This window comes from Chryseobacterium culicis (assembly GCF_900108365.1).
In the GTDB taxonomy this organism is placed as follows: Bacteria; Bacteroidota; Bacteroidia; order Flavobacteriales; family Weeksellaceae; genus Chryseobacterium; species Chryseobacterium culicis.
Genome location: NZ_FNWQ01000004.1, coordinates 144,809 through 170,692 on the forward strand (window position 1 = coordinate 144,809; position 25,884 = coordinate 170,692).

Annotated in this window: 29 protein-coding genes and 1 tRNA gene; 21 read left to right on the forward strand and 9 right to left on the reverse strand. The window is 37.6% G+C overall.

Features of this window, described 5'->3' with window-relative positions:
• Nucleotides 1–7 precede the first annotated feature (7 nt).
• Nucleotides 8–1,012, reverse strand: a complete 1,005-nt coding sequence (cobT, locus tag BLW74_RS15695) for a nicotinate-nucleotide--dimethylbenzimidazole phosphoribosyltransferase (RefSeq protein ID WP_089693823.1) — start codon at nucleotides 1,010–1,012, stop codon at nucleotides 8–10.
• A 310-nt stretch (nucleotides 1,013–1,322) separates the two neighbouring features.
• Here cobT and BLW74_RS15700 point away from each other — a divergent pair, with 310 nt between their 5' ends.
• From BLW74_RS15700 to BLW74_RS15720, 5 genes are all read left to right on the forward strand, one after another.
• On the forward strand, nucleotides 1,323–2,069 hold the full coding sequence (locus tag BLW74_RS15700; protein WP_089693825.1) for a nucleotidyltransferase domain-containing protein: 747 nt from the start codon (nucleotides 1,323–1,325) through the stop codon (nucleotides 2,067–2,069).
• Nucleotides 2,070–2,093: 24 nt separating this feature from the next.
• Nucleotides 2,094–2,825 carry an ATP-grasp domain-containing protein gene (locus BLW74_RS15705; protein ID WP_167358447.1) on the forward strand — a complete coding sequence of 244 codons (732 nt, stop codon included), beginning with the start codon at nucleotides 2,094–2,096 and terminating at the stop codon, nucleotides 2,823–2,825.
• 10 nt (nucleotides 2,826–2,835) lie between these two features.
• Nucleotides 2,836–3,264 carry an AAA family ATPase gene (locus BLW74_RS15710; RefSeq protein WP_227413255.1) on the forward strand — a complete coding sequence of 143 codons (429 nt, stop codon included), beginning with the start codon at nucleotides 2,836–2,838 and terminating at the stop codon, nucleotides 3,262–3,264.
• Entirely contained in the window at nucleotides 3,254–4,015 is a 762-nt protein-coding gene (locus BLW74_RS15715) for a tRNA(His) guanylyltransferase Thg1 family protein (protein WP_089693829.1), read from the forward strand. Before BLW74_RS15710 ends, BLW74_RS15715 begins: the two co-directional genes overlap by 11 nt.
• A gap of 64 nt (nucleotides 4,016–4,079) precedes the next feature.
• A complete protein-coding gene (locus tag BLW74_RS15720; protein ID WP_089693831.1) occupies nucleotides 4,080–5,174 on the forward strand; it encodes a nucleotidyltransferase domain-containing protein in 1,095 nt (364 codons plus the stop codon).
• A gap of 78 nt (nucleotides 5,175–5,252) precedes the next feature.
• On the opposite strand, the gene BLW74_RS15725 is transcribed toward BLW74_RS15720, so the two are convergent.
• Nucleotides 5,253–5,594 carry a TfoX/Sxy family protein gene (locus tag BLW74_RS15725; protein ID WP_089694167.1) on the reverse strand — a complete coding sequence of 114 codons (342 nt, stop codon included), beginning with the start codon at nucleotides 5,592–5,594 and terminating at the stop codon, nucleotides 5,253–5,255.
• 339 nt (nucleotides 5,595–5,933) lie between these two features.
• On the opposite strand from BLW74_RS15725, the gene BLW74_RS15730 reads away from it, so the two are divergent.
• From BLW74_RS15730 to BLW74_RS15745, 4 genes are all read left to right on the forward strand, one after another.
• Nucleotides 5,934–6,449, forward strand: coding sequence for a DUF2975 domain-containing protein (locus BLW74_RS15730; protein WP_089693833.1), 516 nt, complete (start codon nucleotides 5,934–5,936; stop codon nucleotides 6,447–6,449).
• A 1-nt stretch (nucleotide 6,450) separates the two neighbouring features.
• Nucleotides 6,451–6,654 carry a helix-turn-helix domain-containing protein gene (locus tag BLW74_RS15735; protein ID WP_002980904.1) on the forward strand — a complete coding sequence of 68 codons (204 nt, stop codon included), beginning with the start codon at nucleotides 6,451–6,453 and terminating at the stop codon, nucleotides 6,652–6,654.
• A gap of 177 nt (nucleotides 6,655–6,831) precedes the next feature.
• Nucleotides 6,832–7,704 carry an ABC transporter ATP-binding protein gene (locus BLW74_RS15740; protein ID WP_089693835.1) on the forward strand — a complete coding sequence of 291 codons (873 nt, stop codon included), beginning with the start codon at nucleotides 6,832–6,834 and terminating at the stop codon, nucleotides 7,702–7,704.
• 2 nt (nucleotides 7,705–7,706) lie between these two features.
• Nucleotides 7,707–10,874: an ABC transporter permease/M1 family aminopeptidase gene (locus BLW74_RS15745; protein ID WP_089693837.1), complete on the forward strand. Its 3,168-nt coding sequence runs from the start codon at nucleotides 7,707–7,709 to the stop codon at nucleotides 10,872–10,874.
• A 129-nt stretch (nucleotides 10,875–11,003) separates the two neighbouring features.
• On the opposite strand, the gene BLW74_RS15750 is transcribed toward BLW74_RS15745, so the two are convergent.
• Entirely contained in the window at nucleotides 11,004–13,277 is a 2,274-nt protein-coding gene (locus tag BLW74_RS15750) for a polyribonucleotide nucleotidyltransferase (RefSeq protein WP_089693838.1), read from the reverse strand.
• 439 nt (nucleotides 13,278–13,716) lie between these two features.
• Here BLW74_RS15750 and BLW74_RS15755 point away from each other — a divergent pair, with 439 nt between their 5' ends.
• A complete protein-coding gene (locus BLW74_RS15755) occupies nucleotides 13,717–15,138 on the forward strand; it encodes a sugar MFS transporter (RefSeq protein ID WP_089693840.1) in 1,422 nt (473 codons plus the stop codon).
• Between the two features lie 122 nt (nucleotides 15,139–15,260).
• Entirely contained in the window at nucleotides 15,261–15,620 is a 360-nt protein-coding gene (locus BLW74_RS15760; RefSeq protein WP_089693842.1) for a DUF4260 domain-containing protein, read from the forward strand.
• A 387-nt stretch (nucleotides 15,621–16,007) separates the two neighbouring features.
• Here BLW74_RS15760 and rpsO read toward each other — a convergent pair whose 3' ends face one another.
• Nucleotides 16,008–16,277: a 30S ribosomal protein S15 gene (rpsO, locus tag BLW74_RS15765; protein WP_034692246.1), complete on the reverse strand. Its 270-nt coding sequence runs from the start codon at nucleotides 16,275–16,277 to the stop codon at nucleotides 16,008–16,010.
• Nucleotides 16,278–16,450: 173 nt separating this feature from the next.
• Here rpsO and BLW74_RS15770 point away from each other — a divergent pair, with 173 nt between their 5' ends.
• From BLW74_RS15770 to BLW74_RS15785, 8 genes are all read left to right on the forward strand, one after another.
• The gene (locus BLW74_RS15770; protein WP_089693844.1) at nucleotides 16,451–16,999 is read left to right on the forward strand and encodes a pyruvate decarboxylase; all 549 of its coding nucleotides are present in this window, start codon (nucleotides 16,451–16,453) and stop codon (nucleotides 16,997–16,999) included.
• A gap of 206 nt (nucleotides 17,000–17,205) precedes the next feature.
• Nucleotides 17,206–17,346 (forward strand): bacteriocin-like protein, encoded by a 141-nt coding sequence (locus BLW74_RS22495; protein ID WP_164723342.1) that lies wholly within the window; start codon nucleotides 17,206–17,208, stop codon nucleotides 17,344–17,346.
• Between the two features lie 39 nt (nucleotides 17,347–17,385).
• Nucleotides 17,386–17,532: a bacteriocin-like protein gene (locus BLW74_RS22500; protein ID WP_167358448.1), complete on the forward strand. Its 147-nt coding sequence runs from the start codon at nucleotides 17,386–17,388 to the stop codon at nucleotides 17,530–17,532.
• A gap of 145 nt (nucleotides 17,533–17,677) precedes the next feature.
• Entirely contained in the window at nucleotides 17,678–17,827 is a 150-nt protein-coding gene (locus BLW74_RS22505; RefSeq protein ID WP_156106369.1) for a bacteriocin-like protein, read from the forward strand.
• 20 nt (nucleotides 17,828–17,847) lie between these two features.
• Nucleotides 17,848–18,009, forward strand: coding sequence for a hypothetical protein (locus BLW74_RS22510; protein WP_167358449.1), 162 nt, complete (start codon nucleotides 17,848–17,850; stop codon nucleotides 18,007–18,009).
• Nucleotides 18,010–18,175: 166 nt separating this feature from the next.
• Nucleotides 18,176–19,498, forward strand: coding sequence for a magnesium transporter (gene mgtE, locus BLW74_RS15775; RefSeq protein WP_034692244.1), 1,323 nt, complete (start codon nucleotides 18,176–18,178; stop codon nucleotides 19,496–19,498).
• Between the two features lie 26 nt (nucleotides 19,499–19,524).
• On the forward strand, nucleotides 19,525–20,265 hold the full coding sequence (locus BLW74_RS15780) for a helical backbone metal receptor (RefSeq protein ID WP_089693846.1): 741 nt from the start codon (nucleotides 19,525–19,527) through the stop codon (nucleotides 20,263–20,265).
• A gap of 62 nt (nucleotides 20,266–20,327) precedes the next feature.
• Nucleotides 20,328–20,795 carry a cupin domain-containing protein gene (locus tag BLW74_RS15785; RefSeq protein ID WP_089693847.1) on the forward strand — a complete coding sequence of 156 codons (468 nt, stop codon included), beginning with the start codon at nucleotides 20,328–20,330 and terminating at the stop codon, nucleotides 20,793–20,795.
• Nucleotides 20,796–20,848: 53 nt separating this feature from the next.
• Here the strand turns inward: BLW74_RS15785 and BLW74_RS15790 are convergent, their stop codons facing one another.
• A complete protein-coding gene (locus BLW74_RS15790; RefSeq protein WP_089693849.1) occupies nucleotides 20,849–21,298 on the reverse strand; it encodes a GAF domain-containing protein in 450 nt (149 codons plus the stop codon).
• Between the two features lie 12 nt (nucleotides 21,299–21,310).
• Nucleotides 21,311–22,738 carry a nicotinate-nucleotide adenylyltransferase gene (locus BLW74_RS15795; RefSeq protein WP_089693851.1) on the reverse strand — a complete coding sequence of 476 codons (1,428 nt, stop codon included), beginning with the start codon at nucleotides 22,736–22,738 and terminating at the stop codon, nucleotides 21,311–21,313.
• Nucleotides 22,739–22,792: 54 nt separating this feature from the next.
• Between BLW74_RS15795 and BLW74_RS15800 the strand changes: the two genes are divergently transcribed.
• Together BLW74_RS15800 and BLW74_RS15805 are read left to right on the forward strand one after the other, a co-directional pair.
• Nucleotides 22,793–23,560, forward strand: coding sequence for an MBL fold metallo-hydrolase (locus BLW74_RS15800; protein WP_089693853.1), 768 nt, complete (start codon nucleotides 22,793–22,795; stop codon nucleotides 23,558–23,560).
• Nucleotides 23,561–23,653: 93 nt separating this feature from the next.
• Nucleotides 23,654–23,733, forward strand: a tRNA-Leu gene (locus tag BLW74_RS15805).
• Nucleotides 23,734–23,815: 82 nt separating this feature from the next.
• Here BLW74_RS15805 and BLW74_RS15810 read toward each other — a convergent pair.
• The 3 genes from BLW74_RS15810 to BLW74_RS15820 all read right to left on the reverse strand — a co-directional run bounded on the left by BLW74_RS15810 (nucleotide 23,816) and on the right by BLW74_RS15820 (nucleotide 25,835).
• A complete protein-coding gene (locus BLW74_RS15810; protein WP_089693855.1) occupies nucleotides 23,816–24,505 on the reverse strand; it encodes a hypothetical protein in 690 nt (229 codons plus the stop codon).
• Nucleotides 24,502–25,332 (reverse strand): tetratricopeptide repeat protein, encoded by an 831-nt coding sequence (locus BLW74_RS15815; protein ID WP_139265752.1) that lies wholly within the window; start codon nucleotides 25,330–25,332, stop codon nucleotides 24,502–24,504. The genes BLW74_RS15810 and BLW74_RS15815 overlap by 4 nt, the downstream gene beginning before the upstream one ends.
• Nucleotides 25,333–25,400: 68 nt before the next feature.
• Nucleotides 25,401–25,835, reverse strand: coding sequence for a hypothetical protein (locus BLW74_RS15820; RefSeq protein ID WP_089693860.1), 435 nt, complete (start codon nucleotides 25,833–25,835; stop codon nucleotides 25,401–25,403).
• Nucleotides 25,836–25,884: the final 49 nt, after the last annotated feature.

Sequence of the window (25,884 nt, forward strand, 5' to 3'; positions counted from 1 at the left end):
GATAACATCACGATTTATTGGAAATATTTGCATCTTCAAAGCTTGACATTTCATTCAGGAAATTAACCGCACTTTGGATAACCGGATAAGCCAGCGCGCAGCCTGTTCCTTCACCAAGACGCAGATCCAGATTGAGAATCGCTTTCTCTCTCATCAGTCCCAACAATTGGGGATGCGCATTTTCATTGCTTACATGGCAGAAAATACAGTTGTTCAAAACTTCAGGATTCTTTTTCCAGACAGTGGCTACGGCTACAGTAGCAATAAACCCGTCCACCATGATCAGCAAATTGTGGTGATAAGCGGCTTCTATTGCTCCGATTATTTGGGCTATTTCTAATCCGCCAAAGGTTTGGGCAATTTCATCTTCTGTCATTTCAGAAGGGTATTTTTCAATAGCTTCTGTTAAAATACGGATCTTATTTTGCAGTTGATGATCGTTCAGGCCTGTTCCGCGGCCGATACAGTGGGTAACCGGAATATCAAACAGCTTGCTCATCATTAAAGAAGAAGCAGATGTATTCCCGATTCCCATTTCACCGAAACCGATTATATTACAGCCTTTTCCTGCAATATCAGTAACTACAGATCTTCCGTTTTTAAGTGCCTGCTGATATTCTTCCGGTGTCATCGCTGGCTCTTCCAGAATATTACGGCTGGATTTTCTGACTTTTTTATTGATCAGATTCAGCCCGTCCGGAAAATCAAAATTCACTCCGGCATCCACAATTTTGATTGTAATATCATTCTGCCTGCAAAAAACATTGATGGCTGCTCCTCCACCCAGGAAATTCATTACCATCTGATAGGTTACCTCCTGTGGATAGGCACTTACTCCCGCAGTGGCAATCCCATGATCGGCCGCAAAAACCACCATATGGGGATTCAATAACTTAGGCGAAGTGGTTTTCTGAACCATTCCGATTTTATGGGCAATATGCTCGAGATGCCCTAAAGCACCCAGCGGCTTCGTTTTAAAATCAATTTTATGCTGTAATTCTGATGATAACATGGATGTTTATAGTTATGTTAAATGGAAAAGTGCAATATTAGCAAAATAGGGAGAATTTTGCAGTGTTTGTTTGTAGTTTTTATGGACTGGAGGATAGATGCAGGAAGCAGGAAGCTAAAGACGACCCTCTTACAAACTCATTATCCTTCATATTTTCTGACTCTCAGCCTCAACAATCCCAAACTCTGCAACTCTCAAACGCTCCCACACTCAAACTCTAAAAACCCCTTCCCCGAATCCTGAAATTGAAAAAGGCTACGCAAGTACATTACGTACAACACCATTTACTTTGCGTCATAAATACAAAACAATGACACCAAAAATACTTGAAAAGATAAAAGAAGTTGAAGCTGCAAAAGGGGTAAAAGTCCTTCTGGCAGTAGAATCGGGAAGCAGAGCGTGGGGCTTTGCGTCTCCTGACAGTGATTATGATATCCGTTTTATATACCGTCACGACAAAGAATGGTATCTTTCCCCTTGGGATAAGGATGAAACGATAGAGTTTATGACAGAAGATGATCTGGACGGCTCGGGTTGGGATCTGCGAAAGACTTTTCATCTTTTGCTGAAATCAAACGCCGCTTTATTGAGCTTGTTTTACTCTCCTATCGTTTATAAAGCGGATAAAAGGTTTGTAGAGCTCTTTAAACCCTTGGCTGATGCCTGCTTTTCTCCGGTGGCGGTTTCTTATCATTATTTAAGCATGAGCAAGAAATATCTGGAAGCATGCCGAAGCGATGAAGTAAAATTAAAAAGTTATTTTTATTGTTTACGAACCACATTAACAGGGAAATGGATCATAGAAAAAGGAACGGTTCCACCCGTATTGTTCAGTGATCTGCTTGTGTTAACCGATGATACAACCAGACGAAAAATAGAAGATCTTGTTGCCCTAAAAGCAACCAAAGGAGAATCTTACTACCACCCGAATGATTGGGAAATGTTTGAATTTTTGGAGAAAACAATCGCAGAAAATGAAGAAAAATCGAAAGGTTTATCAGGAGGAAAAGCGGATAAAGGGGAGATGGAACGGGTTTTTAGGGAGATTTTAAAATAGGAAATACTATAAATGATAAAAAAGATGAAAAATATAATAGCTCTGTCTCCCATGTATACGGAAGACAGTAACAATTTGAAAAAAGCCTCGCTCAATTCTTCTTATACATTAAATCGATTCAATGCGAAATGGAATATTCCCGAAGAATTCCGTTCAGATGTCATTGGTGTATATGGTGAAGATATTTATGCTGAAATTGTTGCAGAGCAATGTAACCTAACATTAACAAAGCCAGATGACAGCTGGCTCTCAAAAATTTCGGAAGAATTTACAAAACGGAAAATTCTTTATGGCAAGCTAAAAGATTTTGAACATGAAGAGAATATTTTCATTAAATGCTCAGACTTCAAAAGCTTTAAAGCAGGAGTTTTCGATAAGGTAATTAATATCAAAGGTTTTGAGACGCTGGATCGGGAGTGCATGGTTTTCACCTCTGAAGTAGTGGAATGGGAGCTCGAGGTAAGATGTTTTGTTTTACACAATGAAATTAAGACATATTCTTCATATTGGAGAAACGATGTTTTTGATACCCACGGACTTTCAGAGAAAGAAAGCAAAGGTATGTTCGACTTCTTTAAATCCTTCATAAAAAAATACTCTTCTACTCTTCCTGCTGGTATTGTACTTGACTTTGGGGTGATAAAAGGGAAAGGCTGGGCTTTGATTGAAGCAAATCCTGCATGGTGCTCCGGATTATATGCATGTGATGCAGAGGCTGCTTTGGAGGTGATTGTGAAAAGCTGCATTAAAAATTGAGATGATGGAAATGATTATTTTCATCGGGATTCCTGCAAGCGGAAAAAGTTCTTTTTATAAGGATCTTTTTTTCAATTCACATATACGAATAAGCATGGACCTTTTAAACACTCGATACAAAGAAGGAAAGTTGCTGCAGTATTGCTTCGAAACCCAGTCAAAAATAGTGATAGATAATACGAACGTAAACAAGGAAAGCAGGAAAAAATATATCGAATTTGCCCAACGAAGTAAGTATAAAGTTATCGGGTATTATTTTGACAGCACGATTCAGGATTGTATGGAAAGAAATAAAAACAGAAAAGATTCCATTAACGAAATTGGAATAAAATCAAAATACAAAGAACTGGAAAAACCTTTATATGAAGAAGGCTTTGATAAAATATTCAGTGTGAAAATTATAGAACAAAAATTTGAAATCAGGGATTATGAAATTTGAAGAAATAGAAGCCTTAATGCGAAGAAATGAAAATCTCTCAGAACAGTATATTCTTCCGGAAAATTTTATAGTGGTAAGGCTGGACGGAAAGGGCTTTACTAAACTTACTAAAGAAAAACTTTCACTTGAAAAACCATTTGATCAAAAGTTCAGCCAGGCAATGATTGATACTGCAAAATATCTTTTTAACATAGGTTTCAAGGTAATATATGGTTATACTCAAAGTGATGAAATATCTCTTCTGATTCATAAAGATGATAATACTTTCAACAGAAAAGTGAGAAAGATCAATTCTGTTCTGGCAGGAGAAGCAAGTGCTTTTTTCAGTTTAAGATTTCAGGAAATCTGTGTTTTCGACTGCAGAACCATAGCGATTCCTAATCTGGAAATGCTTCTGGATTACTTTTGCTGGAGACAGGAAGATTCCCACAGAAATTCCCTTTCTGCTCATTGTTACTGGACATTAAGGAAAAATGGATTTACTGCTAAACAAACCACCGAAAGAATTGAAAAAATGCACCAATCTGATAAAAATGAACTTTTATTTCAGTACGGAATTAATTACAATAACCTTCCTTTGTGGCAAAAGCGAGGAATTGGAATTTTAAACCTCAAAGTGGAAAAGAAAGGCTCTAATCCTATGACTAAAGAACCTGTTGTTTATTTGAGAAATGAAGTGTTTGTTGAAAATGAATTGGCAACACGTGAAGGCTACAGAATATTTTTAAAAGAGGTTTTTAACAAATTTTAATTATAAACAACTTTGCACGCAATAGTTAGCATAAAAAAAACAATATTACAAAACCTGAAACATGATGACCATCCAAGACCTAAAAAATAAAAACCTCCTCCTCTTCGAAGCCATTTCCGGAAGCCGGGCTTTCGGGCTGGCAACGGAGAATTCTGATACGGATATCCGCGGGGTGTATTATCTGCCGAAGGAGGAGTTCTTTGGACTGAGTTATATTCCGCAGATTTCCAATGAAACGAATGACATTACGTATTATGAAATCGGGAGGTTTGTAGAGCTGCTGCAGAAAAATAATCCTAATATCCTTGAAATTCTGGCAAGTCCTGAGGATTGTATTCTTTATAAACATCCTTTGATGGATCTGCTCAATATTGAAGATTTTCTTTCAAAAGTATGCAAGGACACTTTTGCAGGTTACGCGGTTTCGCAGATTAAAAAAGCAAAAGGTGTCAACAAAAAGATTGTAAATCCGGTTGATAAAGAAAGAAAATCAATCCTGGATTTTTGCTTTATTTTGGATGGACAAGGCTCTGTACCGTTGAAAAAGTGGCTGGATAAATTCTCTGCATCCGCAGGACGTGGTAGACTATCACAGGAAAAATGTGGATTGATAAGTATTGATCATACCAAGGGAATGTATGCTTTATTTTATGATGAAACGGGAAAGTTAGGATATAAAGGAGTTGTTCAGAATGAAGAAGCGAATCAGGTTTCGTTATCTTCCATTCCTAAAGATGAAAAACCAGTGGCGTATCTGTTCTGCCATCTGGATGCTTATTCTATTTACTGCAAAGATTACAGGGAATACTGGAAATGGGTAGCTGAGCGCAATGAGGACCGCTACAATGTCAATCAGACCCACGGTCAGAATTTTGACAGCAAGAATATGATGCACACGATCCGGCTGCTTCAATCCTGCGAACAGATTTTTAAAACCGGTTCACTGGATATCCGTGTCGAAAACCGTGATGAGCTGTTAGATATCAAAGCAGGAAACCAGTCTTATGAAAATGTCATGCAAAAAGCAGAAAATCTGATACAGTCAATAGAACACAATTATTCCATCTCCACTCTACCCGACGCTCCGGATCTGGAAAAAACAACAAAAATACTGGTTGAAATAAGAAAAAAACTGTACGACAATAATGATGAATTATAAATGATAAGTTATGAATGGTGGGAATGTTGAACTCCAGCACTCCCACTCTCAAACGCTCTAACCCTGAAACCTAACAACTCACCTCTTCGCCGCCTTTGCCTTTGGATTATAATCGAGACAAATTTTAATCCAGTACTCAAAATCGTCCGCTTTTCTAAAGCCTGCGGGTTCTACATAGCAATAGCCACGGAGCTGCTTCCCTTTCATGATCATCGGGAGAAAGCCTTTCTTGCCGGAAACTTCTTCTTCCAGTTCCGGATCATAGCGGCACATCAGATTATCATGGCTGATGCTGATGCACATCTTTCCGTTCACCAGAAAAGACAGTCCGCTGAACATTTTCTTTTCCTCGATCTCAATCGTATTTTCAATGGAAAGCCGTTCACGTACGCGGTCGGCAAGTTCTGTACTGTATGCCATGATTTTATTTTTTTGTTCTATTCCTTTTTGTAACAATAGCTTCGACAGGCTCAGCCTGGCAATGTTTAAAAATTTCGGTGGGTATTCGAATTATCAGCCCGAGCCTGTCGAAGGGCTATCAATAAGAAAACCTTTGTTAAGCATTAAGTTCGGCTATTAATTAAAAAGGATCAATTGATTACCTTTTTTATCTCTAAAATTAATTAAAAACGGTGATTATCACACTATTTCTTTCAGCTTACGAATGGATTCTCATATTCCAAATAAAATTTTATTTAAATTAATTATTGTTTTACGATAATTAATTATACATTTGCAATATCAATTCATATCCGTACCATGAACCAGACCAAAATTATTTCAAAGATTTTATTTTATATCTGCTCCTTACTTTCGGCCGGATATTTAATCACTTTTGTGTATGCCTTATTCTGTTTGATCACCGGATTTTCGGTTACACCTTATAAAGAAGGACAATTCCTTCATATCAATTATCCACTTACAGAACAACCGTTTCTGAATATCGAAAACAATTATCCTTATATGATCTTTTCTTTTATGCTGGTACTTATCGCTTACGGAATCTTTTTTTGGTTATCTGCCAGGGTTTTCAAAGTGTTTTTCCAACAGAAACTGTTTACTCAGGAAAATATCATTCAGCTTAAGAGATTTTACCTGTACAATATTTTTATCCCGCTTCCGCTGGTGGTTACCGCAAGTTTCTTTGTGGAAGTAGAAAGTATAATATGGGGACTGGTGTTTATTCACTGTATGCTTGGAATTTTCTGTCTGTTTCTTGCGAATATCTTTAAGCAAGGACTACATTTGCAAAACGAACAAGACCTATTTATTTAACATGCCAATTATAGTCAACTTAGATGTGATGCTTGCCAAACGAAAAATGCAGAGTAAAGAATTGGCAGAAAAACTGGGTATCACGCCCGTTAACCTCTCGATCCTGAAAACCGGTAAAGCCAAAGGCGTCCGCTTCGATACCCTTGAAGCCATCTGTAAAATCCTGGAATGCCAGCCGGGAGATATTCTTGAATTTAAAGAGTAGTTATTGGGTTTGAGAGTTGGAGAGAGAGAGTGTTGTGTGAAACTTCCACTTCTAAATTCTAAATTCTAACCTCTACCATCCAGCTTCTAGCTTCCTGCCTCCAGCTTCAAGCCATTTCTAACTTCTAAATCAGCTGCCGAAAGGCCGCCTGTCCTCCTATTCCCCAAATACAACGTTATGAATACATTGACCATCAACAATCTTAGCCTCACGTACAAAAATGGTTTCCAGGCTATTAAAAACATTTCACTGGATATCAACAACGGAATGTTTGGACTTCTTGGTCCGAACGGAGCCGGAAAATCTTCTTTGATGAAAACTATTGTCGGACTTCAGAAGCCCACCTCCGGAACTTTGTTTTTCAATGAAGCAGACATTGTTAAAAATCCTGATTACATCAAACAGAATCTGGGTTTTCTTCCCCAGGATTTTGGTGTATATCCCAAAGTTTCCGCCTTTGATTTACTGGAGCATATAGCTGTATTAAAGGGTATTACTGATAAAAGTAAGCGTAAAAATCAGATACTGGACCTGCTGGAGAAAGTGAATCTTTCTGATTTTACAAAAAAAGAAGTCCATACTTTTTCAGGAGGAATGAAACAGCGCTTCGGTGTCGCCCAGGCCCTATTGGGAGATCCGAAAATCATCATTGTAGATGAGCCTACCGCAGGTCTGGATCCGGAGGAGCGCAACCGTTTCAATACTCTTCTTAACGACATCAGCAAGGATGTTATCGTTATCCTGTCTACACATCTCGTTGAAGATGTCCGAAATCTTTGTTCGGAAATGGCTGTAATGAACCACGGAAAAATCCTTCGGAAAGGAAATCCCGGACAACTTATCGCAGAGCTGGAAAACAGAATCTGGTCTAAACCCATTCACAAAAACGAGCTGGAAAGCTACGATTCCCGCTATGAAATCATCAGCAGACAGCTTTTGGAAAGAGAGCTTCATATCACTGTGTTTTCTGAAGAATCCCCGAAAGATTTCAGCCCCGTAACTCCTTTACTGGAGCACGTTTACTTCCACACACTCACCCAAAAACCTTAATCATGAACACTCTGTTTTTATTCGAAGCCAGACGCTCATCAAAGCACTGGCTCACCTATCTTGTGGCTTTACTTTTCATTGGTCTCGGTATTTTTTGTGGCAGCCAGTTTAATCTTTCTGCAGGAGAAGGAATTTATTTAAACTCGCCCTATACCATCGGTTTTATGACCGGAATGCTGAGTCTTGCTGTGATTTTTTTCGCTACCGCATACGCACTGCAGCTGCTTTTTAAAGATCAGGATTCAAAATTTGATCGCATTTTATTTTCATTCCCTTTTTCTGAATTCACTTATTTGAAGGGGAAATTTTGTACCTACTTTCTACAGACTTTTTTAAGTTTTTCGTTTTTAATGACAGGATTTATCATAGGCCAGATGATGCGCACCGGAAGCGAAATGCAGGAAGGTTTTACGATTTCGCATTACCTCTACCCTTTATTGATCTTTGGTTTTATCAACAGTCTGCTGGTCTGCAGTTTTCTGTTTCTCATTGCCGTTACAATAAAGAAAAAACTCCTTGTTGTAGCAGGGGGATTGTTACTGTATGTTTTTTATATGATTATCCTGCTGTTTTCCAATTCACCATTTATGGCGGGAAGCCTTCCCCAATCATTGGAAACACAGCAATTTTCGGCTTTACTAGATCCTTTTGGATTATCTGCTTATTTTATGGAGGCCCGTGATCTTACAGCGCTTCAAAAAAACACTCAAATGGTTCCTCTTAGGGGTTATCTTTTGTTCAACAGGATTCTATTCTGTACGATATCAATGATATTTTTGTTCCTATCCCTGAGATTATTTACTTTCTCCCAAACCTCCGGACCAAAAGTAAAAGCTATTGGAAATCTTCTGCTGATATCTGAAACCAATGCCTCAGAATACTCTGTAGTTACTCCCAGCTTTAATAGATGGAGTTTTCTCCGTTCCGTACTGTCTTTTGTAAAAAATGATCTTACTTACCTATTTAAAAGCACTGCTGTACCCGCTGTTTCTATTCTGGTATTATTTTATGTAGGTATGGAAATGTATGCCGAAATTGAGAAAGGAATCCGTCTTCCGCAAAAGTATGCCAGCTCGGGTCTTATGGCTGCAACCATTTCAGAAAACTTTCATCTGCTTGGACTTCTTATTTCCGCTTATTTTTTAAACGATATGTACTGGAGAAGCTCTTCTTCAGGATTCGCTCTTATTGAAAACAGCACTTATCTGTCTAAAAACCGATTAAAAGGACACTTTATTTCCATCAGTTTTCTGTTGTTTTTCTTTACCGGAATTTTAGTGATTCAGGGGATTATTTTTCAGGCTGCTTACCGGTATTTTCATATCAACTGGAATGCGTATCTCGGCGTTTTCCTTTTCAATACCTGCCCGCTAATGCTGTTTTCCGGGTTTATTCTTTTGATCAATGACCGTATTCACCATAAATTCACAGCCTTGGGCATTTCCATTCTGGCCGTTTTTATACTATCAGGTCCGGTTTCAGGGAAGCTGATCTCTTATCCTCTTTTCAGGATATTTTCTGATTTTAAAGGAGCTTACAGTGATTTCAACGGCTATGGAATCTATAAAAAAGCTTTTGCTGAAAAACTTTTATTTGGAACTGGTACCATCGGTCTTCTATGGATATTCAATAGTTTGATAAAGTTTAAAAAAATATCCGCTGCAGCTCTGGGATTCACCATAATTCTTCTGGTATCAGGAATTGTATCCGGAATATCTTTTATGAAGGGTTATATCCCCAAAGATGAAGATCAGGCGATCTTAAGTTCTGTAGAATATGAAAAGAAATACCGTAAGTACTCAACACTCCCTCAACCTGATATATCTGATATCAGTACGGAAGTCAAACTCTATCCTTCAGAAAACAGGTACCGTATTGTAGGAAGATATACGCTTAAAAACCAGACCGGCCAGCCACTCAGTAAGATCTTAATCAATTTTAAAAAGGATTTAAAAATGGAATCTGCAGTATTGAAAGCAGGTAATGAAACAGCAAAGATTCATAAAAATGTAACAGAAATTACCTTAGAGCAGCCGCTTGATCCGGGTAAAGCAGCTTTTCTGGATTTTACCCTGTCTTATCAATGGTTTGCGGTAAACGGGCATCAGTCTTTTAATGCCATTATCGAAAATGGTTCATTTATGAGAATCAGCAGATATTATCCTTTCATTGGGTATCAAAAAGATGATGAAATTCAGGATGAAAAACAACGAAGCCATTTCAAACTGGGAAAACGCACCGAAATGAAAAGACCGGAAGCTCCTGAAGTATCAAAAAAAGATTTTATCAATCTGAATATGATCATCTCCACTGAAAAGAGCCAGACAGCAGTAGGGACAGGAGATCTTATCAGGAAATGGTCAGCATCCGGCCGCAATTATTTTGAGTATAAAGCAGATCAGATCCCTTTCCGGTTTGCTGTTTCATCAGCAGCATATGAGATGAAAAGGGTGAATTACAAAGGAATCGGCATCACTATCTTTTATCATCCCAAACACTTTGAAAACGTTACTCATCTTCTTGAAAATGCTAAGCTTACTTTAGATTACTGTCAGCAGCATTTTGGACCATATCCCTTTAAGACCATCAATTTTGCGGAAATTTCTTCTTTCACGAAAGGTTTTGCCGCTACAGCGTACCCTTCTGCGGTTTTTATGCCGGAAGACATGGTTTTTCACGCCAATATTCACGCAGATCAGAAACAGGATGTCATTAATGAACTGGCTGGCCATGAGCTTTCACATCTCTGGTGGGGCAACAGCCAGATTGATCCGGACGACAGAGAAGGTTCGGTAATGCTTACTGAGACTCTGGCAATGTATACCGAAATGATGCTGTACAAAAAAATGCACGGCAAAGAAAAAATGATGGAAAGAATCCGTGTGCACCAGCAAATCTATGACAATGAAAAAGGATTATCTGAAAATGTACCTATCTATAAATCTACCGGAGATGTTCCTCATATTTCCTATTCCAAAGGAGCTGCAGCGATGGTACAGCTGACCCATTTAATGGGTGAAGACAAGGTGAATACGGCTTTAAAAAATTTCCTCAACAATAATCAATACCCAAAGAAGCCAGGGTCATTGGATCTGATCCGGGAGTTTTACAAAGTTGCCCCTGACGCTTCCACCAGAAAACAGATTGACAGATTATTCAAGACCATTTAAAATTTGAGTGATATTTATGGTATTCCAGGTGAAAAATCGGAATCGATGAACACCTTTTGTACATCCCGCAGTAAAAAAGCAAAAATCCCTCAAGATTGAGGGATTTTTTATGGGTAAGAATAAATCTTATTATACTTCGTTAGAAGGGGTCTGGTTTTCCACTGGTTTTTCGCTTTGTGGCTTTTCACCTTGTGGTTTCTGCCCTTCAGGTCTTCTTTGTCCTTCGGGTCTTCCTTGTCCTTCTGGTCTTCTCTGACCTTCCGGTCTCCCTTGTCCTTCCGGTCTTGGAGGTCTTGGTAAAAGAACTTTACGGGAAAGCTTCATTTTCTTACGGTCATCGTACCCCATGAACTTCACTTCTACCTCATCACCTTCTGCATAAGGAACTTTGTCCAGGCGAGCCCACTCAATTTCCGAGATGTGAAGAAGTCCTTCTGTTCCTTTAGCAATCGCCACAAATGCACCGAAGTCCATTACTTTCACTACTTTACCTTTGTAAACTTCGCCTACAACCGGTACGAAAGTAATTTCGTTGATTCTTGCAATAGCTGCGTTGATCTTCTCTCTGTCTGTACCTGAAATCTCGATACGTCCGATTTCTCCCATCTCTTCGATAGCAATAACCGTATCCGTATCTTTCTGTAACTGCTGAATAATTTTTCCACCAGGCCCGATTACTGCACCAATAAAGTCTTTAGGAATTTCCATTACCACCATTTTCGGAGCATGTGGCTTCACATCGGCTCTAGGCTGAGCAATAGTTTCCGTGATTTTGTTCAGGATGTGTAATCTTCCGTCTTTAGCCTGCATCAAAGCTTTCTCCATGATATCCATAGAAAGTCCCTGGATTTTGATATCCATCTGACAAGCTGTGATCCCATCTGCAGTACCGGTTACTTTAAAGTCCATATCTCCAAGGTGATCTTCATCTCCTAAGATATCAGAAAGTACGGTAAATTTACCGGATTTTGTATCTGTGATCAGCCCCATTGCAATTCCTGAAACAGGTTTTGTAATCTGAACCCCAGCATCCATCAATGCCAGCGTACCTGCACAAACTGTTGCCATTGAAGAAGAACCGTTAGATTCCAGGATATCGGAAACAATTCTGATGGTATATGGATTTTCTGCCGGAATTACTGCTGTTAAAGCTCTTTGAGCTAAGTTTCCGTGTCCTACTTCTCTTCTTGAAGTACCTCTTAAAGGTCTTGCCTCACCTGTTGAGAATGGAGGGAAATTGTAATGCAGGAAGAATCTTTCGTCGTGCTGCGTAATTACGCTGTCGATCATGTTGGCATCTTTTACAGAACCTAAAGTTACTGCTGTTAAAGACTGCGTTTCTCCTCTTGTAAAGATTGCAGAACCGTGAGCTCCCGGAAGATAATCAATTTCTGACCAGATGGGACGGATCGTCTGAGGATCACGGCCATCAAGACGGATGTTGTCTTCAAGGATCATCTGACGCATTGCCTCCTTCTCTACATCATGATAATATACTTTAACGAAAGGGGTTACTCTTGCCAATTCTTCCTCATCTTCTGCATATTGTGCCAAGAATTCCTCAAGAACGGCTTTGAATTTTTCTCCTCTTTCTTCTTTATTTGATGGTGTTTTTGCTACTTCATATACTTTATCATAGCACTCTTTCCATACTTTTTCACGAATTTCTTCATCGTGATCTTCGTGGCTGTATTCTCTTTTAGGGAAAGATTTTCCTACTTTTTCAGCTAATCTCTCCTGAGCTTCGATCTGTTTTTTGATCTCAGCATGAGCGAAGTTGATGGCTTCAAGCATTTCCTGCTCAGAGATCTCCTTCATTTCTCCTTCTACCATTACGATTGAGTCTTTCGTAGCTCCAACCATAATGTCGATATCTGATTGTAATAAATTTTCATAGCTAGGGTTTACGGCCAGCTGACCGTCAATTCTTACGACTCTTGCTTCAGACATTGGCCCGTTGAAAGGGATATCTGTGATCGCAATTGCTGCGGAAGCTGCCAAACCTGCCAATGCTTCCGGCATTACTTCTTTATCATAAGAAATCAATGAAATCATTACCTGTACTTCCGCGTGGAAATCTTCAGGGAAAAGTGGACGCAGTACTCTGTCTACCAATCTCATTGTAAGCACTTCATCATCTGATGGTTTTGCTTCTCTGCGGAAGAAATTCCCAGGAATTCTTCCACCTGCATAAAATTTTTCTCTGTAATCTACCGTTAATGGTAAAAAGTCTACGCCAGGATTGGCTTCTTTGTTGGCTACAACGGTTGCTAAAAGCATCGTTCCACCACATTTCACCACTACAGATCCGTCAGCCTGCTTTGCCAGCTTTCCCGTTTCAATAGTGATCTCCCTGCCGTCTGCAAGGATAATCGTTTCTGTAAACGCTTGAGGTATACTCATAAATTTGCTTCTTTATACTCCGTATTGAGTATGATTAATATTTAAACTCTTTAAATTTTCGTTTGCAAAGGTACTATATAATAATGATATATTAAATTTTTCGATTGCTTAAATAGGCGCGTAAAATACAAAAAATTGGCTATCAATTGATGAAAGCTTGAAAATTTATATTCTATTTTGAACATATTCACCATTTATGAAAACAAAAAAGTGTTTTTTTGAGGATAATGTATTGAAAAATCCTGTTGTTTTTGTATTATTGTCTCAAAAAATGAAAATAATGCTTTAATGTGAAAAGAAGTATCTTTTTCATTCTAAAAATTAACAAAAATATTGCAAACCAATAGGCTGATCCCTATATTTGCCCTACTTCACCAATTACAATGCTGTAGGCTAAAAAAAGTTAAGGACCTATCCTTATACAGATAAATAAATGTTTATGATTAATAAAGAAGTACAATCTCAAAGCAGGAATTATACGGTACCGTTGATTACCATCACCCTGCTGTTTTTTATGTGGGGATTCATTACCTGTATGAATGACATCCTGATTCCCTATCTGAAACAACTTTTCAATCTTACCTTTTTCGAATCCATGCTGGTACAGTTCTGTTTCTTCGGAGCTTACTTTATCGGATCCCTGATTTATTTCCTGATCTCTATTACAAAAGGAGATCCTATTAATAAATTAGGCTATAAAAAAGGAATTCTTTTCGGGATTTTTCTGGCAGCGCTTGGCTGTGTCCTGTTCTATCCCGCTGCCACATTTTCCTATTATCCGCTGTTTCTGGGCGCCTTATTTATTTTAGGATTAGGCTTTACAGTGCTGCAAATTACGGCCAATGCTTATGTTTCACTGCTGGGAAGTGAAGAGTCTGCTTCCAGCCGTCTGAATATGACCCAGGCATTCAACGCATTCGGAACAACGATTGCTCCGGTACTTGGAGGGCACCTTATTTTTGAATTTTTCTCATCCCCGGACGGATCATTCAGCGCGGTGGCAACAAGAATTCCGTATCTTATTTTTGCGGGTATCCTTTTATTGGTCGCTTTATTAATTTCCAGAGTCAAGCTTCCTTCGTTCCAGATGGGTGAAGAAGAAGTGGTAAAAGGCTGGGGAGCGCTGGAATTCAGCCACCTGAAATTTGGAGTATTTGCGATGTTCTGCTATGTAGGCGGAGAAGTTGCCGTGGGAAGTTTTATCATCAGCTTTCTTGAGCAGCCGCAGATTATGGGCTTTAACGAAATCATCAGTAAAAATTACCTTTCCCTGTATTGGGGAGGAGCAATGATCGGGCGTTTTCTCGGAGCTATTTCTTTAAACCAATCTTTAAGCCAGAGTAAGAAGGCAGTGTATATGCTGGGAGCTGCAGGAGCGGTATTCCTTGTTATTTTCAGCATTGTGAACCTTACCTTTTCTCAAATCAGCTTTTTCCTTGTGTTTATTGCCCTTAATTTCGTTGCATTTTTTGTGGGTAAAGCAGCTCCTGCAAGAACGTTATCCATCTTTGCAGCCATTAATGTTCTGTTACTGATTTCTGCTATGGTGAATCATGGTGAATTGGCCATGTACAGTATCTTAGGAATCGGTATATTCAACTCTATCATGTTCTCGAATATTTACACACTGGCTATCTCAGGACTCGGAAAATATACCAGCCAGGGATCTTCCTTAGTAGTAATGGCCATTTTAGGAGGGGCTATTGTTCCTATTTTCCAGGGTTATCTTGCTGATCAGTTTGGAGTACAGCACTCATTTATTATTCCTGTATTCTGCTACGTTGTAATTCTGATCTTCGGAGCTTACTGTACCAGATATTTGGGCCATGTGGAAAGCACTGATGCCAAATCCGGCCATTAAAATTTATTCTATCAAAATGTATAAAGCGGAATATCCTGGGATATTCCGCTTCTTTTTTACGATCTTAACCTGTAACTTTTCATTCGCAGAATGAACTTATTTTACAGATTAACATCAGTATTATGAAAATACAATTAAAGCTCGAATATGCAGCATTTATATTGCTGGGAGCCTGTGGTTTTGCACAAACAGGATATGCATGGTGGTGGTTTGCAGGTCTTTTCTTTGCACCGGACATTTCCATGCTAGGATATCTGGTTAATACCAGGGTAGGCGCTTTTTTTTATAATCTTTTCCATCACTTAGGAGTAGCCATTATCGTTTATTTTGCCGGAACAGCCTTGTCTCTGCCCTATTTACAAATGATAGGAGCTATTTTGTTTTCTCACTCTGCATTTGACAGAATTCTGGGTTATGGATTGAAATATCCCGATAGTTTTCAGAATACACATTTGGGGAAGATTGGAAAAAAGGCTGAGTAGTGAGGTTGTAAACCACCCCGTCAAAAATTCTTTTGAATTTTCGCCACCCCTCCGAGGGAGGGGAATTATAACGTCTTTAGTTGTGACGTTGGTCAGGATTGGAGTTTTTGTTGATGCCTTTCTTGTTGGTTTAATGCAGCTGGATCCCTACGGAATGACACAATTAGTGTATTGGTCTATCCATGCAGTTTGTCATTCCGCAGGAATCCAGATACTACTTTAGTATAAAGTGAAAATTAAAAACTTTAAGATACTTACATGTTCTTCTTCATCATTTGGTAATTTCTTAAAGAACTTTTTATGGCTTTTGTCTTAGAATATCTGTCATTCAAAACAAAAAAGCAACCTCTTTCGAAGTTGCTTTTTTATTTTGAAAATCTTTATAGATTATTTTCTTAAACCTAGTTCAGCAATAATTGCTCTATATCTTGCGATATCTTTGTTTTTAAGGTAATCTAGTAAACTTTTTCTCTTACCTACCAATTTCACTAGAGATCTCTCTGTGTTGAAATCATGACGGTTAGCCTTTAAGTGCTGAGATAAGTGATTGATTCTGAAAGTGAAAAGAGCGATTTGTCCTTCAGCACTTCCTGTGTCCTGTGCAGATTTTCCGTGCTTTGCGAAAATTTCCTGCTTTTTGTCTGTTGTTAAGTACATTCCAATATTGTTTAATGATTATTATGTAACGGGTGCAAAATTACGACTATTTTTTGATTCTGCAAACATTATTGATTTCATATATCAAATTTGATAGAAAAAAATGTTAAAAATTTCTTAATAAATTATATGCATTCCAACGAAAAGGCAGTAATTTTGCATACGAATTACAAATGAAAAAAATTATATTCTTTACAGCGGTCACTACTTTTTTATTCATCGGATTTACTTCAGTAAAAGCCCAGAAAAATGCTGACGATAAAATAAAAAAAGTTCTTTACTTCAATCCTGAGGTAGAGCCTGATATTGACGAAATAAAAGACCCTACCAACAACGCTTTTTTTGATGCCGTTACTGATAATTTCAGTGGAAGAAGGAATAAAATGCTCCGTGCGGAAGTTCAGGTTTCTTTTGACAGCATAGACAAACAGACTATTGTAGATTACTGTCTCAACAATGATGCGGATTTTGCGATTGTTTCCAAAGTACGATATTTTAAAGTTGGATTCGGGAAATATGTGTTCTCCAATCAGGTGGTGGTAAGCATGAAGCTTTTTGGTGCGGACGGAAATCTTGTTACGGAAACCGATCATGATACCTACCGGAAGAATATGAGGCTGCTTGGCTCCACAACCAATTCTGTTAAAATAGGAACTGAAGGCGCCATCAAAGGAATTATAAAAAAACTGAGAAAACTGAAGCCAACGGAAGCGGAACTTTAAGATTGAGGTTGAAGTGTACCGCCATTATTAACTATCCCTGAATTAAATATTTTCACTTTACATAAAGCACCTGTTCGCATTGTCGGACGGGTGCTTTTAATTTTAAAAAACACTATAAAACACTGATTAACAATTAAATATTTTCACTAAATAAGGAATTATTAAATATTTTTTACTATTTTAGTCAGACCTTAAAACTAAATCTTATGAAAAATTTAAAGAAACTCAGCAGGGAAAAAGCAAAGCAGATTAATGGCGGATCTATGGAAAGATGCAGTGAAAGCAATCCATGTACAGTTGGATGGTGCTGTTTTGGAATCTGTTCCCCCTTTATTTGTATTGAATAAAGACTCAAAATTCAACTAACCCAATAAAAATCAAATCTCATGAAAAATCTAAAAAAACTAAGCAGACAGGTACAAAAGGAAATTAAAGGCAGCGGGCCTTTCAAAAGATGTACAGAACATTACCAATGTCCGGGCGGATCATGTTGTCATAACACTTGTGTGATCAACCCATGTCCTCTGGAATAATATATGATCATTACAAAACACCTGCAATGCAGGTGTTTTCGTTTTAAACGTAAATCAAAAATGTATTATTGATAAAATATTTACATTAATAATTAAATAAAATAGAAATATTTGCTATTTTAGTAGGACATTAAATCTAAACTATATGAAAAACCTGAAAAAACTCAGCAGAGAAGCTGCGAAACAGATCAATGGTGGTATCGGACCATTCAGATGCAGCATTACAAGACCTTGTTCCGTTGGATATTGCTGTAACGGAGAGTGCCTGGATCATGACTGTATGATAGAGCCTTAATCTTATTATATTGGATGATCATGAAAAATTCAAATCTTAAGAAACTCAACAGGCTTGAGCAAAAAAATATCAAAGGAAGCGGAATAAAAAAGTGTGGTGACAACTCAGATTGCGGGCCATACCAATGCTGTACCAATGCTGTCTGTACACACATTCCTACTTCAGAATGCGAACCAATATAAGAATATTGGAATTTAAAATTTAATTTTTTGAACATCCGTTTCGGCGGGTGTTTTTTTGTGCTTATACTGAAGCACTAAACTTTAATTAATCCTTAATTTTCCCAGTTTATTACTCAGTCTTAAAAATTTGAATTATTTTTGCATATCCAAAAGAAAATTTCACGTTTTGAATTCCAGAGACGAACTTATCTTCAATCCTGCCGATATTGCCGAAACTCTCAGCGAACTTCCTGCTGATGAGAGGCTGCTCGCGTTCCTGAAGGTTCCGAAGGAATATAAAGCTGAAGTTTTTTCGCACCTTGACCCTGATTTCCAGGAAGATACCATCAGAAGTATTGGAAGCGATGAAGTTTCCGAAATTCTGAATGCGATGACTCCGGATGACAGAACTGCTTTGTTCGAGGATTTTCCGGATGAGCTTATCAAGTATTCCATCAACCATTTAAATCCGCAGGAAAGAAGAATTGCTTTAAAACTGCTTGGATATAATTCGGATTCTATTGCCCGTCTGATGACTCCTTACTATATCCAGATCCGTAAGGAATGGACAGTAAAGAGATGTCTGCAGCAGATCAAAAAAGTAGGAAAAAGAGTGGAAACCATGAACTATCTGTATGTGGTGGATGAAAGAAACAGGCTGATTGATGACCTTGCTATCGGAACGTTGTTGCTGGAAGAAGAAGATACGCTGGTTTCCGATATTACGGACAATCATTTCGTAGCCATTACTACAACCACTTCCAAGGAGGATGCGGTAACGTACTTTGAAAAGTATGACCGTGGCGCTCTTCCTATTATTACGGAAGCTGGTGTTTTGGTGGGAATTGTAACGATAGATGATATCCTGGATCAGATTGAACAGCAGAACACGGAAGATATCCAGAAATTCGGGGGATTGGAAGCGTTAGACCTTCCCTACATCCAGACTTCGTGGACAGAAATGATCAAGAAAAGAGCAACCTGGCTGATTATTCTGTTTGTTTCTGAAATGCTGACGGCTTCAGCAATGGGATATTTTGATAAAGAAATTGAAAAAGCTGTTGTTCTGGCCTTATTTGTTCCGCTGATTATTTCCAGTGGAGGAAATTCCGGATCGCAGGCAGCCACATTGATTATCCGTGCGATGGCTCTTCAGGAAATCAGTCTGAAGGACTGGTGGTATGTCATGAAAAAAGAGATTATTTCCGGATTGTGTCTTGGAGCTATTTTGGGCGTTATCGGATTTATCAGAATCATGCTTTGGCAGCAGATCGGTCTTTTTGATTATGGCCAGTATTGGGTGTACGTAGGACTGAGCGTTTCTGTTTCCCTCATAGCCATTGTATTATGGGGAACGCTATCAGGCTCTATGATTCCGTTTGTATTAAAGAAACTAAATCTGGACCCCGCTACTTCTTCTGCTCCGTTTGTAGCCACATTGGTGGATGTGACGGGACTTATTATCTATTTTACCGTAGCCGGGCTTTTCTTAACCGGAAAACTTTTGTAATTTTAGGCATCATCTAACATGCCAATATGAAAATCGTTTCACTTGTACCCTCTATCACTGAGGCACTATTTGACCTTGGCCTTACCGAGAATGAAGTTGTAGGCAGAACAAAATTTTGTATCCACCCCCGGGATAAAATAAAAAACGTTGCGGTAATCGGGGGCACTAAGAATATCAATATCGAGAAAATTAAAGCCTTGCAGCCGGATCTTATTCTTGCGAATAAGGAAGAAAACGTAAAAGACCAGGTAGAAGCTTTGATGAATGATTTTAAAGTAACAGTAACCAATGTTGAAACCATCGAAGACAATTATTATCTGCTCAAGAATCTTGGGAAGCTCTTAGGAAAAGAAGATAAGGCACAGCTTTTTAATCTTAAAATATACGAGGTGCTCAATCAGGCAAAGCTTGATACGCCTGTAAAGGCAGCTTATCTTATCTGGAATAATCCTTATATGACTATTGGTTCGGACACATTTATTCATAAAATTTTATCGGAAATTGGTTTTGAAAATGTTTTCAGAGATAAGACCCGTTATCCCCAAATCAGCACTGAAGATCTGGCTGCTGCCGATGTGATCATGCTTTCTTCCGAACCCTTTCCATTTAAGGAAAAGCACGTTGAAGAGCTGCGGGCTTTCTATCCCGATAAAAAGATTATGATTGTGGATGGGGAGGCATTTTCCTGGTACGGAACCCATATTGCTAAATGTGAGAATTATTTTAAGGAACTTATTGCAGAAATTCATGCTATACAGCAAAGCTAGTTTTTGTTCATCTTACATTTAGCCCTAAACAATCAATTTGAAAATTTAAATATTTGATTCACATGGCAGACACAGTTATATTATCTGAAGGAGGAGAATTCAACCACGTTATAAAGGAGGTTTCTAAGTACATCAATCTTTATGTGATGGCTTTTGAAAAGGAAGAAAGAACCATCGCACGAATAGATAAACGCGAAAATATGTACGGTGGAAACGGAACGGTATACCTGATCCAGATGTTTGATCAGGAAGAGCTGGCTAACAACCGTCTGGCAGCCTATATGGTTTTATTGAATAAAGGTGATGAGTCCGGATTTCACACGCACAATCTAAGAAACGAACAGGAACTGTATGTTGTTGTGCACGGAACCGGAGAATACAGGGAAAGAACCGGAACAGACGGAGCAATACGGAGGAAAATGCTTCAAAAAGGCGATATTACGGCCATCAGTTCTATAGGATATCATTCTGTTGAAAATACAGGAAGTGAGCCTTTAATCATGTTTGTGATTACGACCAATAATCCATAAAAAACTCCGGCTGAAACAGCCGGAGTTTATATTTTACTTATCATAAATCCGAATTATAAAACTTTAGAAACTTCATTACAAAGCCATTCCAGCAATTCGCGGTCTTCTTTGGTGAAAGGATCAATGGTGTGAGAATCAATATCAATCTGACCAATGTTTTTTCCGTCCTTAAAAATCGGAACCACGATCTCTGCTTTTGTATCTATGGAACAGCTTAGATAATTGCTTTCTTCATGCACATCAGGAACTACAAATGTTTCATTGGAAACAGCAACCTGACCACAAATACCTTTACCGTAAGGAATAATGGTGTGATCTGTAGGTGCTCCTACATAAGGGCCTAGAATCAGCTCATCCTTATCTCCGTTTTTGAAATAGAAACCGGTCCAGTTGAAGTAAGGAATTTCCTGATCCAGCAGGTGACATACTTTTTCCAGTTTTTCTTCTGTATTATGTTTGGGACTTTCAAGAATTGAGGAAAGTCTTTTCTTTAATTCTGACATTGTATTTATATTTTAAGAGAATTGTTTTAGGGATAGTTCTTCTTTATATCCGAACATTCCACGCTCTTTGATCATTTCTGCTACGCCTTCAGGCACCTGTGTTTCCCATCCTTTTACACAGCATGCAATCTTTCTCAAAATTTCTCTTGAGTAGATTTCCAGGAACTCCGGGTTATAGTTGGTAATATCTACAATACGGTTGTTGTGCTTGAAGTACTTATAAAGTTCTTTAAGATTTTCTTCTACTTTAAGGTTCGAAGAATCCAGCAGCTGATGCGTTTCAGGGTCTTTGTAAGGATACAGATATACTCTCATTCCGTTTCTGAAGAACTTACCGAATGCTTCAAGAATTCCTCCTGACAGATTTTTATAGTATTTTTCGTCAAATACCATCAGCATATTATTTACGCCCATTGCCACACCAATGTCTCCACTTGTATAAGACGCGAAATAATCAATCAGTCTGTAATATTCTGAGAAATTCGAAATAATAACGGTGTATCCCAGTTTGCCCAGAATATCTACTCTATCCAGGAAGTCTCTTTCATCAATATCCCCGTCTGCTCTCAGATTGGAAATGGTGATTTCGATAAGAACTTCTGTTTCTTCATGGGTGCAGGTAGCGTCTTTAAAGAACATATCCATACCGTTTTTAAGCATATCAATGTTTACTTTCGTTACCGGTCTGAAACTTCCTCTTACCGCAAAAATATTTTTCTTGTACAATACATCTGCCGGAAGCATATTGTTCCCTTCAGAATTGAAGATCACAGCATCTGTCATTCCGTTCTTTACCAACTGAAGGGACATCAGTCTGTTATCAACGTACGCAAAAGCCGGCCCGCTGAAGTCGATCATATCAATTTCAAGATTATCTTTTGCAATATCATCATAAAGAGATTCTACTAAAGTTCTTGGATTGTCAAAATAATGGAATGCTCCGAAAATAAGATTCACTCCCAGATTCCCTAAGGTTTCCTGCTGAAGGGTGGCATCATTTTCTTTGAATTTTACGTGGATTACGATCTCATTATAGTCTTCATTTTCTTTGGTTTGAAAACGGATCCCTACCCAGCCGTGGCCTCTTACTGTCTTGTCAAAATTGATGGTAGTTACTGTGTTGGCATAAGAAAAGAACTTTCTGTCCGGATTGTTATCTCTTGAAATTCTCTCCTCAATCAGTGCTACTTCATACCGAAGCATTTTGCGAAGCCTGTTTTGGGTAACGTACCTGTTTTTCACTTCTTTTCCGTAGATGGCATCACTAAAATCTTTGTCATAAGCAGACATTGCCTTAGCAATCGTACCGGAAGCTCCCCCTGCTCTAAAAAAGTGGCGAACAGTCTCCTGCCCGGCTCCAATTTCTGCGAAAGTACCATAAATAGTAGGATCTAGATTAATTGTTAATGCTTTTTGTTTAGGAGTTAGTTTCTGATACATTAGGACATGAAATTTTTTGTAAATTTACCAAAATTAAACCAACCTCAAAACAAAATGAAGTTGAAATTTTTAGGAACCGGTACTTCCCAGGGTGTGCCCGTTATAGGCTGTACATGTGAAGTGTGTACTTCCGAAAATCCAAAAGACAAACGTTTACGCTCTTCCGTGATGGTGACTACGGAGGAAAATAAAAAGATACTGATTGACTGCGGTCCGGATTTCAGGCAGCAAATGCTTACCAACCATGAACACAACGTAGACATTGCGCTGATTACTCATGAACACAATGATCACGTGATCGGGCTGGATGATATGCGCCCACTGATTTTTAAAAGCGGAAAAGATGTTCCTTTGTACTGTTATTCAAGGGTAGCCCACGAAATAAAAAACAGATTTCCTTACGCTTTTGCCGATGTGAGATATCCCGGGGCACCTGCTTTTGAACTTCACGAAATTGAAAACAGGCCTTTTCAGGTACTGAATACAGAAATCACGCCTGTAGAAGTGATTCATTATAAAATTACGGTTTTCGGATATAAATTTAAAAAGCTGGCCTACATTACGGATGCCGGATTTATTTCAGAGACTGAAAAAGAAAAATTAAAGGATTTAGATATTCTGATCTTAAACTGCATCAGGAAATTTGATCCCCATCCTGCCCATTTTATCCTTCCGGATGTTATTAAGCTCTTTGAAGAATTAAAACCTAAACAATTATTTCTAACGCATATCAGTCATCATTTAGGGCTGCATGATATTGAAGACAAGCAGCTTCCGGCCGGAATACACCTTGCCTACGATGGTTTGGAACTTAATTTTTAAAATATTTTCTTTAAAAAGCTTTTGAACATTGAAAAAAGTTCCTATATTTGCACACCAATTTGAAACAAACATCCCGTTTGGATTCAACATCAAGCCCAGGTGGCGGAATTGGTAGACGCGCTGGTCTCAAACACCAGTTCTTAGGAGTACCGGTTCGATCCCGGTCCTGGGTACAAAAAACCTCTGAAAAATTTTCAGAGGTTTTTGCTTTATTAAGATCAGGGTGTCATCTTCAGAATATTCAATACAAATTATCTAGTCTTTTATCAATCGTTTTTTGTATTGTAGTGCAATAAATTTCTCAACGTCTTTCCACCTAAAAGAAACTGAATATTCAGGATAACCGCTATTAGTTCTATTTTTTTCATCATTAAAAATGAAATCTATCCCTGTTATCTTTCCTTCGCTATTGGTGTTTATTTTATATTGGCTGAGATTCTTTATAGGAAAGGATATACTTTTATCTGTTTTTAATTTTTTACGACATAGCTGCAAAAGCATTTTTTTGTTGATGAATAAGTTATCTCCAACTTCTGTATCATTCATTTCATCAAAGAAATAATAGACTGTAGCTTCCCATGGGGAACCATAAGATTGAATATGTACCGATATATTAAGCAACCCATTTTTATTCAGAAAAATTTTATATTTTTCAAATCCATATTGGTTATCACGCAGAGAATTTGTTGAAATTAAGTTTTTTAAAGTATCTTTTTTAGCATTCAATCTTTTCTCGGGACTGTCGAAAAAAATACCATTAAAAAGATCATAGCTTTTTTGAATTCTCTTGTAAATTGCAGTACTCTTAGTTCCAATTTTTAACTCCTGCAACTCAAAACATTCTTTAGAAATACAGATCGAATCTTTTAAAATAGAGACTTGCTGAGCATATGAAGATAGGCTAAAGAAAAAAATAAATACGATATTGAAAAGGTATTTTATCATTTTATTCTTTCTTCCACGTATTTTGGCACTTTATTAAGATCTTTTTTTTGGGATTTCATTAAAGAAAGGTATGTTTTATAATTTTCTGCAGCTTTCTCTTTTTTTCCTATGTTCCAGTAACTGTTTGCAATATTAAGATAAGCTCCAACCCGATCTGGATATTTTTGAATGATCTTTTGCAATACATTAACCGATACTGCGGGATTTATACTTTCAAGGTTCAAAGCAAAATCATTTATTTTAGTGATGTTTCGGGATGAAATAATAACATAATCTAACCAGCTTTTGTTTGCAACCCAATCATAATAGCTAAATTTTGTCTTAGAAAAATCAGCCTCCTCTAATTGTATTATAGCATCATCATCTGCTTCCACCGAAAAATAACTTTCTTTGTATTTATAAAGATTAAAACTATTGTTTGAAAATTTTAATGTAAAATCAATAATAGAATATTTATCCGAAGCAACAGGAGCAATGCAAGTTGTATAAGAAAGTAAATTATTTTCAAACTTTAAATTGTCAATATTCATATCGGATTTACCACTGCATTCTTTACATGGAAAAATCATATCATTTTCATAAGTAGATAATTCTGTATTATTTTTATTCTTAAAAACAATAATTAGCTTTCTTTGAGTGAGTTCCTCAGGTTCTTTTGCATTTTTTAATGTTAGAACGTATAAATCGTCACGAATTCCATCATTATTAAAGTCATTATGGAGCTGAGCTATAATTTCATTTGATTTTAATAAAGACTCTACTTTAGACGATTGGGAATGACAACTGATCCCCGAAAGCAGAAGTAATAAATAAATTTTATTTATCATCTTTAAATATTTTAACATTTCTATCAAAAGCATCTCCTTTCTCGCCATTGAATACAAATAGAATCTTATCAAAATATTACTTTTCCATCATTAACCCATCTATTTTTTTTATTCCATTTCCCTCCACAGTCTGTTTGTAACTCCATTACTACTTTTCTATTCAGAACATCGACAATAACACATAAATAATTCTCGTATAATGTTTTGCTGGTTCCGTCTTCCACATATCCCTTAGAAATATAATCCATTACTATAAATCTTTTATTTGGGGAAATACTTAAAATTTGTCCTCCGGAATAATTTGCATTATCATAACCTTTTATTTTATACTTTTTACCACTTTTCAGAATAAAAGGTTCTTGGTACATATTAAATTCTTTATTATACTCATTAAACCCTAATTCGCAATCTTTTGCAATAGAAATAAGTGGAAAATCCTTTTTCGTCTGCGAATAGGCTATATAATTAATTAGTAATAAAAATATGAGGAGGAATTTTTTCAATATTTCGTTTTTAATTCAGTATACTTAAATAAATATATTTTATGTTATA

What these genes read in the sequence shown, in the direction of transcription:
- cobT (WP_089693823.1), bottom strand. Translation starts at nt 1,012, where the DNA reads ATGTTATCATCAGAATTACAGCATAAAATTGATTTTAAAACGAAGCCG.
- BLW74_RS15700 (WP_089693825.1), top strand. Translation starts at nt 1,323, where the DNA reads ATGACACCAAAAATACTTGAAAAGATAAAAGAAGTTGAAGCTGCAAAA.
- BLW74_RS15705 (WP_167358447.1), top strand. Translation starts at nt 2,094, where the DNA reads ATGAAAAATATAATAGCTCTGTCTCCCATGTATACGGAAGACAGTAAC.
- BLW74_RS15710 (WP_227413255.1), top strand. Translation starts at nt 2,836, where the DNA reads ATGATTATTTTCATCGGGATTCCTGCAAGCGGAAAAAGTTCTTTTTAT.
- BLW74_RS15715 (WP_089693829.1), top strand. Translation starts at nt 3,254, where the DNA reads ATGAAATTTGAAGAAATAGAAGCCTTAATGCGAAGAAATGAAAATCTC.
- BLW74_RS15720 (WP_089693831.1), top strand. Translation starts at nt 4,080, where the DNA reads ATGACCATCCAAGACCTAAAAAATAAAAACCTCCTCCTCTTCGAAGCC.
- BLW74_RS15725 (WP_089694167.1), bottom strand. Translation starts at nt 5,594, where the DNA reads ATGGCATACAGTACAGAACTTGCCGACCGCGTACGTGAACGGCTTTCC.
- BLW74_RS15730 (WP_089693833.1), top strand. Translation starts at nt 5,934, where the DNA reads ATGAACCAGACCAAAATTATTTCAAAGATTTTATTTTATATCTGCTCC.
- BLW74_RS15735 (WP_002980904.1), top strand. Translation starts at nt 6,451, where the DNA reads ATGCCAATTATAGTCAACTTAGATGTGATGCTTGCCAAACGAAAAATG.
- BLW74_RS15740 (WP_089693835.1), top strand. Translation starts at nt 6,832, where the DNA reads ATGAATACATTGACCATCAACAATCTTAGCCTCACGTACAAAAATGGT.
- BLW74_RS15745 (WP_089693837.1), top strand. Translation starts at nt 7,707, where the DNA reads ATGAACACTCTGTTTTTATTCGAAGCCAGACGCTCATCAAAGCACTGG.
- BLW74_RS15750 (WP_089693838.1), bottom strand. Translation starts at nt 13,277, where the DNA reads ATGAGTATACCTCAAGCGTTTACAGAAACGATTATCCTTGCAGACGGC.
- BLW74_RS15755 (WP_089693840.1), top strand. Translation starts at nt 13,717, where the DNA reads ATGATTAATAAAGAAGTACAATCTCAAAGCAGGAATTATACGGTACCG.
- BLW74_RS15760 (WP_089693842.1), top strand. Translation starts at nt 15,261, where the DNA reads ATGAAAATACAATTAAAGCTCGAATATGCAGCATTTATATTGCTGGGA.
- rpsO (WP_034692246.1), bottom strand. Translation starts at nt 16,277, where the DNA reads ATGTACTTAACAACAGACAAAAAGCAGGAAATTTTCGCAAAGCACGGA.
- BLW74_RS15770 (WP_089693844.1), top strand. Translation starts at nt 16,451, where the DNA reads ATGAAAAAAATTATATTCTTTACAGCGGTCACTACTTTTTTATTCATC.
- BLW74_RS22495 (WP_164723342.1), top strand. Translation starts at nt 17,206, where the DNA reads ATGAAAAATTTAAAGAAACTCAGCAGGGAAAAAGCAAAGCAGATTAAT.
- BLW74_RS22500 (WP_167358448.1), top strand. Translation starts at nt 17,386, where the DNA reads ATGAAAAATCTAAAAAAACTAAGCAGACAGGTACAAAAGGAAATTAAA.
- BLW74_RS22505 (WP_156106369.1), top strand. Translation starts at nt 17,678, where the DNA reads ATGAAAAACCTGAAAAAACTCAGCAGAGAAGCTGCGAAACAGATCAAT.
- BLW74_RS22510 (WP_167358449.1), top strand. Translation starts at nt 17,848, where the DNA reads ATGAAAAATTCAAATCTTAAGAAACTCAACAGGCTTGAGCAAAAAAAT.
- BLW74_RS15780 (WP_089693846.1), top strand. Translation starts at nt 19,525, where the DNA reads ATGAAAATCGTTTCACTTGTACCCTCTATCACTGAGGCACTATTTGAC.
- BLW74_RS15785 (WP_089693847.1), top strand. Translation starts at nt 20,328, where the DNA reads ATGGCAGACACAGTTATATTATCTGAAGGAGGAGAATTCAACCACGTT.
- BLW74_RS15790 (WP_089693849.1), bottom strand. Translation starts at nt 21,298, where the DNA reads ATGTCAGAATTAAAGAAAAGACTTTCCTCAATTCTTGAAAGTCCCAAA.
- BLW74_RS15795 (WP_089693851.1), bottom strand. Translation starts at nt 22,738, where the DNA reads ATGTATCAGAAACTAACTCCTAAACAAAAAGCATTAACAATTAATCTA.
- BLW74_RS15800 (WP_089693853.1), top strand. Translation starts at nt 22,793, where the DNA reads ATGAAGTTGAAATTTTTAGGAACCGGTACTTCCCAGGGTGTGCCCGTT.
- BLW74_RS15810 (WP_089693855.1), bottom strand. Translation starts at nt 24,505, where the DNA reads ATGATAAAATACCTTTTCAATATCGTATTTATTTTTTTCTTTAGCCTA.
- BLW74_RS15815 (WP_139265752.1), bottom strand. Translation starts at nt 25,332, where the DNA reads ATGATAAATAAAATTTATTTATTACTTCTGCTTTCGGGGATCAGTTGT.